The sequence below is a fragment of the Caulobacter sp. 17J80-11 genome, from assembly GCF_014349105.1.
Classification (GTDB): Bacteria; Pseudomonadota; Alphaproteobacteria; order Caulobacterales; family Caulobacteraceae; genus 17J80-11.
On the sequence record NZ_JACSJI010000011.1, the window covers coordinates 1 to 11696 of the forward strand.

15 protein-coding genes and 1 pseudogene are annotated in these 11696 nt (G+C 72.2%); 10 read left to right on the plus strand and 6 right to left on the minus strand.

Going from position 1 to position 11696, the window contains the following annotated elements; genetic code table 11:
- The 5 genes and pseudogenes from H8B08_RS12260 to H8B08_RS12280 form a co-directional block, all read left to right on the plus strand.
- Positions 1-272, plus strand: a pseudogene (locus tag H8B08_RS12260) (DUF4167 domain-containing protein); the annotation flags it as partial.
- A gap of 55 nt (positions 273-327) precedes the next feature.
- Complete coding sequence (locus H8B08_RS12265) at positions 328-723, plus strand: GFA family protein (RefSeq protein WP_187450490.1); 396 nt, start codon at positions 328-330, stop codon at positions 721-723.
- A 110-nt stretch (positions 724-833) separates the two neighbouring features.
- The gene (locus H8B08_RS12270; protein WP_187450491.1) at positions 834-2051 is read left to right on the plus strand and encodes a glycosyltransferase; all 1218 of its coding nucleotides are present in this window, start codon (positions 834-836) and stop codon (positions 2049-2051) included.
- The gene (locus H8B08_RS12275) at positions 2048-2797 is read left to right on the plus strand and encodes a PIG-L family deacetylase (protein ID WP_187450492.1); all 750 of its coding nucleotides are present in this window, start codon (positions 2048-2050) and stop codon (positions 2795-2797) included. Before H8B08_RS12270 ends, H8B08_RS12275 begins: the two co-directional genes overlap by 4 nt.
- Entirely contained in the window at positions 2794-3777 is a 984-nt protein-coding gene (locus H8B08_RS12280; protein WP_187450493.1) for a lysylphosphatidylglycerol synthase domain-containing protein, read from the plus strand. The genes H8B08_RS12275 and H8B08_RS12280 overlap by 4 nt, the downstream gene beginning before the upstream one ends.
- Here the strand turns inward: H8B08_RS12280 and H8B08_RS12285 are convergent.
- From H8B08_RS12285 to H8B08_RS12310, 6 genes are all read right to left on the minus strand, one after another.
- Complete coding sequence (locus H8B08_RS12285) at positions 3774-4712, minus strand: DUF808 domain-containing protein (protein WP_187450494.1); 939 nt, start codon at positions 4710-4712, stop codon at positions 3774-3776. The genes H8B08_RS12280 and H8B08_RS12285 overlap by 4 nt on opposite strands.
- A 111-nt stretch (positions 4713-4823) precedes the next feature.
- The gene (locus H8B08_RS12290) at positions 4824-5186 is read right to left on the minus strand and encodes a bleomycin resistance protein (protein ID WP_187450495.1); all 363 of its coding nucleotides are present in this window, start codon (positions 5184-5186) and stop codon (positions 4824-4826) included.
- Positions 5187-5262: 76 nt separating this feature from the next.
- The gene (locus H8B08_RS12295; RefSeq protein WP_187450496.1) at positions 5263-5709 is read right to left on the minus strand and encodes a DUF1801 domain-containing protein; all 447 of its coding nucleotides are present in this window, start codon (positions 5707-5709) and stop codon (positions 5263-5265) included.
- 7 nt (positions 5710-5716) lie between these two features.
- Positions 5717-6115 (minus strand): DUF1801 domain-containing protein, encoded by a 399-nt coding sequence (locus H8B08_RS12300; protein ID WP_187450497.1) that lies wholly within the window; start codon positions 6113-6115, stop codon positions 5717-5719.
- On the minus strand, positions 6112-6531 hold the full coding sequence (locus H8B08_RS12305; RefSeq protein WP_187450498.1) for an SRPBCC domain-containing protein: 420 nt from the start codon (positions 6529-6531) through the stop codon (positions 6112-6114). Before H8B08_RS12305 ends, H8B08_RS12300 begins: the two co-directional genes overlap by 4 nt.
- On the minus strand, positions 6528-6851 hold the full coding sequence (locus tag H8B08_RS12310; RefSeq protein ID WP_187450499.1) for a helix-turn-helix transcriptional regulator: 324 nt from the start codon (positions 6849-6851) through the stop codon (positions 6528-6530). The genes H8B08_RS12305 and H8B08_RS12310 overlap by 4 nt, the downstream gene beginning before the upstream one ends.
- Before the next feature lie 156 nt (positions 6852-7007).
- On the opposite strand from H8B08_RS12310, the gene H8B08_RS12315 reads away from it, so the two are divergent.
- The 5 genes from H8B08_RS12315 (at position 7008) to H8B08_RS12335 (ending at position 11574) form a co-directional block, all read left to right on the plus strand.
- Complete coding sequence (locus tag H8B08_RS12315) at positions 7008-8054, plus strand: NAD(P)-dependent alcohol dehydrogenase (protein WP_187450500.1); 1047 nt, start codon at positions 7008-7010, stop codon at positions 8052-8054.
- A gap of 97 nt (positions 8055-8151) precedes the next feature.
- Positions 8152-8688, plus strand: coding sequence for a peptidoglycan-associated lipoprotein Pal (pal, locus tag H8B08_RS12320; RefSeq protein ID WP_187450501.1), 537 nt, complete (start codon positions 8152-8154; stop codon positions 8686-8688).
- Positions 8689-8705: 17 nt separating this feature from the next.
- On the plus strand, positions 8706-8900 hold the full coding sequence (locus H8B08_RS12325) for a helix-turn-helix transcriptional regulator (RefSeq protein WP_187450502.1): 195 nt from the start codon (positions 8706-8708) through the stop codon (positions 8898-8900).
- Positions 8901-9325: 425 nt separating this feature from the next.
- The gene (locus H8B08_RS12330; RefSeq protein ID WP_187450503.1) at positions 9326-10897 is read left to right on the plus strand and encodes a DUF4118 domain-containing protein; all 1572 of its coding nucleotides are present in this window, start codon (positions 9326-9328) and stop codon (positions 10895-10897) included.
- Positions 10894-11574, plus strand: a complete 681-nt coding sequence (locus tag H8B08_RS12335) for a response regulator transcription factor (protein WP_187450504.1) — start codon at positions 10894-10896, stop codon at positions 11572-11574. Before H8B08_RS12330 ends, H8B08_RS12335 begins: the two co-directional genes overlap by 4 nt.
- Positions 11575-11696: the final 122 nt, after the last annotated feature.

The window sequence follows — 11696 nt, forward strand, 5'->3', positions numbered from 1 at the left end:
GCCGCGACCAGCCGCGCGAGGCCCGCGACCCGCTGGCGGTGATCGAGCCGAAAGGCGCGCCCGCGCCGGCCGGCGAACCGGCCCCGGCCCTGGCCGCGCGCGAAGACGACCACCTGCCGGCCTTCCTGCGCCAGCCGACCCCGGCGCCGGCTCCGGCCGCGGAAGAGACCGCGGAGAAGCGCCCGCGCGCCCGGCGCAAGCGCCCGGCCAGCTTCGACCAGGGCGACGGCGAGGCGCCGAAAGCGACCGCCGCCGCCGACGAAGAGGCGTAAGACCAGACAAGGGCCCGGCCGCAAGGTCGGGCCCTTTTTCTTTGGGGGGCTGGCTGTGAACCCGATCGACGGCTCGTGCCACTGCGGCGCGGTGCGCTTTCGCCTGAGCGCGGAGATCGCCGAACTCACCACCTGCGACTGCTCGCTGTGCGTGAAGAAGAACGCCCTGATGGCCAAGGTCCCCGAGGCGGCCCTGGAGATCACGGCCGGCGCCGACAACCTCGGCCTCTACGAGTGGAACACCCGCCGCGCCAAGCACCACTTCTGCCGCACCTGCGGGATCTACGTCTTCCACCGCAAGCGCGCCGCCCCCGACTGGTTCGGCGTCAACGTGTTCTGCCTGGACGGCTTCGATCCGGGCACGGTCCCGGTGCGCGCCACCGAGGGCGCGAACATGACGGTGGTCGACCCGAACCCGCGGCCCGAGTGGCCGGGCCCGCGCGAGGGATGAGGGGCGGGCGGCGGGCGGCTCTTCCCTGAGCCACGCCTCTGACGGTGGACCGCCCTCATGCGGCCATCGTCCGGCGCGAACCTGCCGCAAGGCAGACGAGTTGATCGGCCATGCGCAGGGCCGTGTCCTCAGGCGAGCGCGGGGGCGCGCTCGGTCAGTCCTCCACCGGCCCCGACGGGCGTCGCCGCGCCTGCCTGGTGGACACCACCATGCTCTACGCCCCGGAGAGCGGCGGCGTGCGGCGCTACCTGACCGCCAAGCGGGCCTGGATGGCCCGCAACCGCCCGCAGGTGCGCCACAGCCTGGTGCTGCCCGGCCGGCGCGACGCCGACGACGGGCAGGGCCTGCGCTCGATCTACACCGCGCCGCTGCCGTTCGGGCGGGGCTATCGCTGGCCGATGAGCAAGACGGCCTGGACGGCGCGCCTGGTCCGCCAGGACCCGACCCTGATCGAGGCGGAGGACCCCTACACCCCGGGCCTGGCCGCGCTGGAGGCGGGCGAAGCCTTGCGCGTGCCGGTGATCGGCTTCTGCCACACCGACCTGCCGGCCCTGGCGGCGACGCGGCTCGGCAAGTGGAGCCAGGAGATGGTGCGCAAGCGCTGGGCCGGCGCCTACGGCCGCTTCGACGCGGTGGTGGCGCCCAGCCGCTACCTGGCCGCGCGGCTGCAGGAGGCCGGGGTGCGCCGGGTCGAGGCGGTGCCGCTGGGCGTGGACCTGGAGACCTTCTCGCCGGCGCGGGCCGACCGGGCGCGGGTGCGCGCGGCGCTGGGCCTTCAGCCGCACGAACGCTTGCTTGTGTTCGCCGGCCGGCCGGCGGCCGAGAAGCGGGTGCCGGTCATGGTCGAGGCCGTGGCCCGGCTGGGCTCGGGCTGGCGGCTGCTGCTGATCGGGGCCGGGGCCGGCCTGCCCGCGGCCGAAGGCGTGATCCGCCTGCCGTTCCAGCGCGACTCCGCCGCCCTGGCCCGGCTGCTGGCCAGCTGCGACGCCCTGGTGCACGCCAATCCGGCCGAGGCGCTGGGCTTGGTCGTGCTGGAGGCCATGGCCTGCGGCCTGCCGGTGGTGGGCGTCGCCGGGGGCGGCGTGGCCGAGACCATCGTCCCCGAGGTGGGCCAGCTGGCCGCCGGTTCGGGGGCGGCCGACCTGGCCGAGGCGATCGCGGCCCTGTTCGAGCGCGACGTGGCGGCGGTCGGCCAACAGGCGCGGGCGCACGTGGCCGAGCGCTACAGCTGGGACCGCGCCTTCGACCAGCTGAGCGCCGTTTATGCGGGCCTGACCGGCGACAGCGCCTTCGCCGCGAAGGACGTCCACGGGGCGCCGGCGCCGTGAGCGTCGTCTACGTCCTGGCCCATTTCGACGACGAGTACTGCGCCCTGCCGCTGCTGCTGGCGCGCCACCGGCAGGGGCGGCGCCAGCGGCTGCTGTTCGTGGCCGATTATCCCAGCGAGCGGGTCGGCCGCGCGCGGTTCGAGGAGACCCGCGCCCTGCTGCGCTGGCTGGGCCTGGCGGACGACGCGGCCGTCCACGTCGGCGCGGGCTCCGGCGTGCGGGACGGGACGGTGCACCGCGGCCTGCCCGACGCCTGGCGGGCGCTGCGCGACGCGCTGGACGGCGAGGCGCCGGAGGAAATCGTGACCCCGGCCTGGGAGGGCGGGCACGCGGATCACGACATGTGCGCCCTGCTGGCGGTGGCGCTGCAGCAGTCCCTGCCTGGGCGCCCGCTCGTGCGTCAGTTCGGCCTGTACAACGGCGCGGGCCTGCCCGGGCCGGTGTTCCGCGCCTGCACCCCGCTACGGCAGAACGGGCCGGCGGCCGTCGTGCCGATGACCTCCGCCGACTGGGCGCAATACGCCGCGGCCGTGCGCTTCTATCCCTCGCAGGCCCACGTCTGGTCGACCCTGTGGCCGGCCATGTTCGCGCGGTTCGCCGGGCACGGCTTCCGCTGGCAGGCGCTGGAGCCCCGGCGGGTGCGGGAGCGGCCGCATCCGGGGCCGCTGCTCTACGAACGAACCGGCCGGGCGTCCTACGGCGAGGTGCGGGCCTGCGCCGACGCCTTCCTGCGTGACCTGCGGTGAAGGGGCTGCGTCGCCTGCGCCGCCCGGCGCTCTTGCTGGCCTGCGCCGGCCTGCTGATCGGCGCGGGCGTGGTGGGCTGGATCGGCGCGGGCCAGGTGTGGGCGTCGCTGTCGGAGATCGGCCTGCCGGGTTTCCTGCTTCTGTGCGTCGCCACCTGGGCCTACCAGCTGGTCCTGGCCGGTGCGTGGGCCGGACTGACGCCCGGCGGCGAGCGGCGCTTCTTCTTGTTCTACTGGGCGCGGCTCGTGCGCGACGCGGTCAACCAGAGCCTGCCGCTGACCCCGCTGGGCGGGGTCGCCGCGGGCGCGCGGGTGCTGGCCGTGCACGGCGTGCCGGCCACGCGGGCGACGGCGGCGGCGGCGGTCGACGCCTCGGTCGAGCTGTTCGCCCAGATCGCCTTTTCCGGCATAGGCGCGGTGCTGGCGCTGGAGATGCTGGCCGGCGCGGCCGAGGCCGACGGGGTGGGGACCATGTTCGCCCTGGCGCTCGGCATCCTGGCCGCGGCGGCGGTGGCGGTGGCGGCCGGGCCGAGGCTGGGCCTGCGCGCCATCGAGCGGTTCGGCGCCCGCCTGCATCCGGCCGCGGCGGTCGGGGCGGCGGCGCTGAAGGCGGAGATCGACGCGCTGTACCGCCGCCGGCCGGCGGTGATGCTGTGCTTCACCCTGCACCTGGCCTCGTGGTTCCTGGGCGCGGCCTGGTCGATGCTGGCCCTGCACATGCTGGGCGCGGCGGTGGATTTCCGAGTGGTGGTGGCGCTGGAGGCGCTGATCTGCGCCTCCAAGGTGGCCGCCTTCGTCATCCCGTACGGCTTCGGCGTGCAGGAGGGGGCCTACGCCGTGCTGGCCCCGCTGTTCGGCGTGGCGGCCCGGACCGGGGTGGCGCTGTCCCTGCTCAGGCGCGCGCGCGATCTGGCTCTGGGCCTGCCGATCGTGGCCCTGTGGCAGGCCGGCGAAGCGCGCCGGCTGCAGCGGCAGACCTAGTGGGCCGCTTTGCGCTTGGGCAGCAGGTGCAGGGCGCCGACGATCACGCCGCCGACCACCAGGCCGACCACGGCCGAGGCGATCGCGAAGGCCAGCCAGCCGGCGGCCGGTCCGACCACCGGCGCGGAATGGGCCCAGGCTTCCAGACCCTCCACCGCCTGCGGGACGACCGGCGCGTGGTAGCGCTCAAGGCCGTGGACGATGATGCCGCCGCCGACCCACAGCATGGCCGCCGTGCCGACCACGGTCAGGGCGCTCAGCAAGCCCGGCACCACGTGCACCAGGCCCCGGCCGAACCCGCGGCCGAGCTTCGAGCGGCCCTTGGCCATGTGCAGGCCGATGTCGTCCAGCTTCACGATCAGGCCCACGACGCCGTAGACGCCGGCGGTGATGGCCAGGGCCACGACGGCGAGCGCGCCGGCCTGAACCGGCAGGGGCTGCCCGGTGACGCTGGCCAGAGCGATGGCCATGATCTCGGCCGAGAGGATGAAGTCGGTGCGGATGGCGCCCGAGACCTTCTGGCGTTCCAGCTGCTCGGAGCTGAGCGCCAGCTCGTCGATCTCCACCGCCTCGTCATGATGGAGCAGGCTCTCCAGGATCTTCTCGGTGGCCTCGAAGCACAGGTAGGAGCCGCCCAGCATGAGGAGCGGCGTGACCGCCCAAGGCGCGAACGCGCTGAGCAGCAGGGCGCCCGGCAGCAAGAAGAAGAACTTGTTGCGCAGGGAGCCCAGCGCGATTTTCCAGACGATCGGCAGCTCGCGGTCCGGGGTGAAGCCCACGGCGTAGGACGGCGTGACCGCCGCGTCGTCGACCACCACGCCGGCGGCCTTGGCGCTGGCCTTGCCGGCGGCGGCCCCGACGTCGTCCACGGAGGCGGCGGCGAGCTTGGCGATGCCGGCGATGTCGTCGAGCAGGGCGGCCAGGCCGGAAGGCATGGAATCCTCGGGATGCGTGGGCGGCGCCGCCGCCGTGAACGGGGGCGCATGCATGCACCGGGAAGCCGAACGGGACAAGCCGTCACGCTTGGCGCAGCTGCGCGGTCGACGTCAGGAATTCTGAACCAGTCTCAGCAGGGTCCCGTTCGGGTCTATGAGCGCGCCGACCGTTCCGCCCCACGCTTCGCGCGTCGGCCGGTGCGCGCGCGGCCAGCCGACGGTCGCCTCCGGCACGCCGGCCGCGAGGATCTGCTCGAACAGGGCCTGCACGTCGTCGACCCTCAGGCAGCAGCTGAACGAGCTCGTCGCCGGATCCAGGTCTGGGTGCGGAAAGAACTCCAGCGTCAGCTCGCCCCGCTTCAGAATCAGCCAGCCCGCGTCGCGCCAGGTCTCGACGAAACCGAGCTTCTGGAAAAAGGCCGAGGTTTCCTGCTGATCGCGCCAGGGCAGGTTGGGTGTCGCCGTGTCCGCCATCGCCCTTCGCCCCTCAGGTCCCGCCAGCGGCTTTTGTGAAGGGCGAAGCCGCGGCGCACAATGTCCGCGACGTCGGTCAGGCCCCCGGCGCGAGGAAACCGGGCAGGGCGGTCGCCTGGCGGATCCAGTCGGCCAGCTGCGCCTCGTCGAGCGGGTCGTGCTCGCGGATGTCGAGATAGCGCGTGTCCGGGGTCTTGCTGGTCCCGGGCGGAAGCGGCTGAAGCGAGGCTCCGCGGAAGAAGGCCAGCTTGAGATAGTCCTTGAAGGCGTGGACGCTGAGAAACCAGCCCATCCCCTCGACCCCGTAGAAAGGCGAGTTCCACTTCACCGCCTTCTTCACGTCCGGCACGGTGCTCACGATCAGGGCGTCGAGGCGTTCGCCCAGCCCGCGCTTCCAGCCGGGCAGGGCGGCGATCCAGGCCTGCACCGGGGCGTCCCCGTCGCCCTTGGCGATCTGCGGATTGCCGCCGGAGAGCAGGCGGACCTTTGCAGCTTCCGGCGTCGCCCCGGCGTCTCGCTTCATCCCGCCCTCAGCGCTTCGCCTTGGCCGCGTTCAGCTCGGCGGCGGCGCGGACCAGGGCCTTGAAGGCGGCCTCGTCGATCGGCTCGCCCTGGCGGAAGTCGATGGCGCGGCGGGTGTTGCCCTCCAGGCTGGAATTGAACAGGCCCGCGGGGTCGGGCAGGGACGCGCCCTTGGCGAAGGTGGTCTTCACCACCTCCTTGTAGGTCTCGCCGGTGCAGAGGATGCCGCCGTGCGACCAGACCGGCGTGCCGCGCCACTTCCACTCTTCGGCGACGTCGGGAACGGCGTCCTGGATCAGGGCGCGCAGGCGAGCGAGCGTCTCGCCGCGCCAGTCGCTGAGCGAGGCGATCCGCTCGTCGATCAGCCGGGTCGCGTTCTCGCCCTCGGGCGTTCCGGTCGTCTTCACGCCGCGGTCTCCTCATCGGCCAGCACCTGCTCGAGGTTGGCGAAGAACTTCCGCCAGCCGTAGCCCGCGCCCTGGTAGGCCTGCTCCTGGTCGGCCCGGAAGCCGGACTGTTCCATGCGCAGATGGGTTCCCGCGCCGGCCGGGGACAAGGTCCAGGTGACCACGCTCTCCAGCCCGTACGCCGCCCAGGTGTAGGACAGGGTGCGGTTCGGCTCGATCTCCAGCACCTCGCAGTCGACCGAGCCCCAGTCGGCACGGAAGTCGAAGCGGCGGCCCACCACCGGCTCGAAGTCGGTCTTCATCAGCCAGGCCTCGATCAGGTGCGGCTGGGTCAGGGCGCGCCAGACCTTCTCGGGCGGATGGGCGAGGTCGCGTTCGAGGACGACGGAGCGGGTTTCGGTCGCGGCGGCGGTCATTGGTCCATCCTGTTCAGCAGGTCTTCGAGGTCGTCGAGCCGGCCGCGCCAGAAGCCGGCCATCTGGCGGGTCCAGTCGGCGAGCGGGGCCAGGGCGTCGGGGCGGGCGCTGTAGTGGGTCTGGCGGCCCTCGTGGCGGTCGCTGACCAGGCCGGCCTGCTTCAGCACGCCGAGGTGCTTGGAGACAGCCGGCTGGGAGACTCCGGCCTGAGCCGTCAAGGCGCCTACGGTCTGTTCGCCCTCGCGGCACAGCCGTTCGAACAGCGCCCGCCGGGTCGGGTCGGCGAGGGTTCGGAAGAGGGCGTCCTGGGCGTCCGGCATTTGAAACATATAACTCGGTGGTTATGTGTGAATCCATAACTGAGGGGATATGGATCGGTCAAGCGAAACTGAAGCGGCCCGCCGCGACCGGGAGAACCGAAACCGGCCGACGCGTGTTCGATCAAAGGCGCCTGACCGTCGCCCTGGAGCTTCTCCTTGAAAACCATCGGCTACGCGGCGTCGGCCGCCGGCGCGCCGCTCGCGCCCTTCCACTTCGAGCGCCGGACCCTGCGCCCGAACGACGTGGCCATCGACATCCTCTACTGCGGGATCTGCCACTCGGACCTGCACATGGCCCGCAACGACTGGGGCATGTCGGCCTATCCGCTGGTGCCCGGCCACGAGATCGTCGGGCGGGTGAGCGCGGTCGGCCCGCAGGTCGCCCGCTTCAAGGAAGGCGACCGGGTGGCGGTCGGCTGCATGGTCGACAGCTGCCAGCGCTGCGACCAGTGCCGCAAGGGCGAGGAGCAGCTGTGCCGCGAAGGCATGACCCTGACCTACGCCAGCCCCGACCGGATCACCGGCGAGCTGACCCAGGGCGGCTATTCCAAGCACGTCGTGGTGCGCGAGGAGTTCGTCCTGAAGGTGCCCGACAGCCTGGACATCTCGCGCGCCGCGCCGCTGCTGTGCGCCGGCATCACCACCTATTCGCCGCTGCGCATGTGGAATGTCGGGCCGGGCAGCCGGGTGGGCGTGATCGGCCTGGGCGGGCTGGGCCATATGGCCGTCAAGCTGGCCGCGGGCATGGGCGCGCATGTGACCGTGCTCAGCCGCAGCCACGCCAAGGAGGCCGACGCCCTGGCGCTGGGGGCCGACGCCCTGCTGGTCTCCACCGACGAGGAGGCGATGGCCGAGGCCGCGTCGAGCCTGGACCTGATCATCGACACCGTGCCGGTGAAACACGCGCTGGATCCGTACCTGCCGCTGCTCGACGTCGACGGCACCCTGGTGATCGTCGGCCAGATCGGCCCGATCGAGGCCCCCTCGACCGTGCCGCTGATGTTCGGCCGCCGCCGGATCGCCGGCTCCCCGATCGGCGGGATCCGGGAGACCCAGGAGCTGCTCGACTTCTGCGGCCGCCGCGACATCCTGCCGGACGTCGAGACCATCCGCATGGACCAGGTCAACGAGGCGTTCGAGCGGCTGGAAAAGGCCGACGTGCGCTACCGCTTCGTGATCGACATGGGGTCGCTGCCCGGCTGAGGCGGCTGACTGAGGTTTGGCCGCCGGGTTTATAATTTCCTGATACTTGCTCGGGCGTACGCAAGGCCGGCTCCTACACGGGACACGGAGCTCTGCAATGCGAACGATGAACCTGGCGGCCGTCGCCTCGATGGTCCTTCTGGCGGCCTGCGCCACCAAGCCGAAGCCTCACCCGGGCACCGTGACCGGCGGCGAAACGCCCGCCGAGCAGGGCTACAATCCCGGCGCCGGCGGCGAATCGGTCCAGCCGGGCGCCCTGGGTTCGCTGGCCGAGCGCTTCGCTTCCGAAGCGGGCGACCGGGTCTATTTCGAGCTCGACAGCCACACCCTCGGCGAGGACGCCATGTCGGTCCTGCGCAGCCAGGCGAACTGGCTGGCGGCCCATCCGAACGTGCGGGTGATGGTCGCCGGCAACGCCGACGAGCGCGGCACGCGTGAGTACAACTTCGCCCTGGGCGCCCGTCGCGCGACCGCGGTGAAGACGCAGCTGGTCGCCTGGGGCATAGCCCCGAACCGCATCGACACCATCTCCTACGGCAAGGAACGCCCGATCGCGTCGGGCTCCGGCGAGGACTCCTGGGCGCAGAACCGCAACGCCCAGTCCGTGGTGCTGGAATTCGGCGACCGCCGCTAACCCGCTGAGGCTGCGGCATGTCGCCGGAAGACTGCGAACGCGAGCGCTGCCGCCGGGGCTGGACGGTCGAGGATCTGGCCGAGCGGTCGGGCCTCGTCGCCCTGACCATCCAGAAGTTCGAGGCGGGGCTGACCCAGCCTCGCCCCGGCACCTTCATCGCGCTCCGGCGCGCCTTCGCGCGCGCAGAGTTTGGAGCCCTGAGTCCGAGTTGAGGGAGTGTCGCGGCGCGAACGACGCAGCCGACGGCCGAGGGGGCGCCCGATGACCCTGGACCCAGCGACCGACGCCCGACTTCCCTCTCTGGCCGTGCTCGGAACGGTCGACCGCGCCGGACGCACCACCGCCGCGGCGAGGGCCTGGAATTCGACGACGATTGAGGCGCGGGTCCCGTCCGACGTCCGGGAGGAACGACAGCAGCCTGCCGGGCCTGGGGCGCCGCCGCTGTCCGACGGGACCCGCAGACCGCACCTATTCCTGGCCGCTGCCTATCGGAAGTATCTAGAATTTATAAAGAATTTTCCGAGGCTCACGCGCGGGCTATAAAAATCCCATCATTGCCGACGCTGCTGCAGCCTGGGCAAAGACCTAGCCGGGGGCATCCGTGCGCGTCAGGCGCGCGGCACGACTTGGAGCGTACATGGCGAGCACCGCCGCCCGGCACACCCCTCTCGACATGGTCCAGGCCCAGCCTTCGCCGGCGCTCAGCCCGACGGTGTGGCTGCTGACCCGCGTCTCGCCGGCCATGAGCATGGCGGTGCGCATCGGGATCGCCGCCCTGATCGTCGCAGTGAGCGCGGTCATCGCGGAGTTCTTGTACGAAACCTTCGCCATGACCCGGCTGTCGGTACTGTTTCTCGGCGGGGTCATCGTCACGGCGGTGACCGTCGGCACGTGGCCGGCGATCGTCGCGGCCGTGCTGGCCTTCGCGGTCTATAATTTCCACCTGGTCGAGCCGCGCTTCACCTTCACCTTCGCGGGCGACGACGCCCTGACCCTGCTGGTCTTCCTGGCCGTGGCCCTGCTGACCGGCAGCCTGGCCGGGCGGGTGCGGGAGGAGGCCCTGCGCAGCCGCTCGCGCGCCGATCTGATGACCACCCTGTTCAACGCCAGTCGGGTGCTTTCCGCGACTGACAAGGAGGAGGCGCTCCGGGCGCGGCTGGCCCCGATCCTGGCTGACGCCGTCGGCGGCGAGGCGCAGGTGGTCGGGCCGGACGAAGCGCTGGGCGCGCTCGAAGGCGACGGGGCGGAAGAGCGGTTGCTGCGCGCCGCCGCCCTGCTCGCCAGAAGACGCTCGCAACTGGGCGTCGAGACCCTGATGGACGGGGCCTGGCGTGCGCGGCGCATGCGGGTGGATGAAGAGGAACTGGGGGTCGCGGTCTGGCGCATCGGCGAGACGGCGGCTCATGAGCTGGAACAGGTCGACCGCCTGGCCGACATCCTCGCCGACCTCGGCGCCGCCGCGATCGCGCGCGCCCGGCTGAGCGCGCAAAAGGCCGCCGCCGACGCCCTGGTCAGCACCGAGAAGCTGCGGACGGCCCTGCTGTCGTCGATCTCCCATGACCTGCGCACGCCCCTGGCCGCCATTCTGGCCTCGGCCAGCAGTCTGAAGGACTATGACGCGCAGTTCTCCCCGGAGACGCGGCGGGATCTCGCGGCCAACATCCAGGAGGAGGCCGAACGGCTGAACCGCTACGTGACCAACCTGCTCAGCATGACCCGCCTGGAATCCGGCGCCCTGGACATGGAGCTGCACGCGATCTCCGCCTTCGAGGTGGCCGCCGCCGCCGCCCAGCGGGTCGAGCGCCGCAAGGGCGCGCGCCGGCTGTTGCTGAGCGGGCCGGAGCGGCCGCTGTTCGTGCGCGCCGACCCGGTGCTGCTGGAGCAGGCGCTGGCCAACGTGGTCGAGAACGCCGTGGCCTATTCGCCGGACGGCACGGACGTGGAGCTGCGGGTCGCCGAGCGCGACGGCGGGGTCGAGATCGAGATCGTCGACGCCGGGCCCGGCGTGGCGGAGGCCGAGATCGGCAAGATCTTCGACAAGTTCTACCGCTCGGCCGGCACTCGCCAGATCGCCGAGGGCGCGGGCATGGGCCTGCCGATCGCGCGGGGCCTCGTCGAGGCGGTCGGCGGCGCCATGACGGCGCGCGCCCGGCCGGACGGCGCTAACGGCCTGAGCGTGCTGGTCACCCTTCCGGAGGCCGAGGCATGAGCGCCAGCGTCCTGCTCGTCGACGACGAGCCGCAGATCCTGCGGGCCCTGACCCCGGCGCTGGAGGCGGCCGGCTACGCGGTCAGCGTCGCCGACTGCGGCCAGGCGGCCCTGTCGCGGCTGGCCAGCGACGGCTTCGACGCCATCCTGCTGGACCTCGGCCTGCCGGACATGGACGGCAAGGACGTGATCGCCCGGGTGCGCGAATGGTCGGAGGCGCCGATCCTGGTGCTGAGCGCGCGCGACATCGAAAACGAGAAGATCGAGGCGCTGGACCTGGGGGCCGACGACTATGTCAGCAAGCCCTTCGCCATGGGCGAGCTGCTGGCGCGCCTGCGAGCGTCGCTGCGCGGGCGCGAGCGGCGCTTCTCAACCCGTTCGCACTTCTCGGCCGGGCCGCTGTTCATCGACTTCTCGCAGCGGCTGGTGCGGCTGGAAGGCGAGGAGGTGAAGCTCACCCCTAAGGAATACGACCTGCTCCGCACCCTGGCGCGCCACGCCGGGCGGGTGGTCACCCACCGCCAGCTGATCGCGGCGGTGTGGGGCGGCGACGCCGACGCCCAGTCGGTCCGCGTGCTGGCCGCCCAGGTGCGCCAGAAGCTGGAGGTCGACGCCTCGCGCCCGAAGCTGATCGTCACCGAACAGGGGGTCGGCTACCGGCTGGTGGGCGAGGACTAGGCCGTCCAGCTTCACGGGGACGTGATCCCTAAGGTTGAACCCCTAGGTGAAACCGGCGTTTCCATCCCCGCGACGACAAAGACACGTGAGGCGGCGGTCCCCTACAGCCCCCCAGACGACGG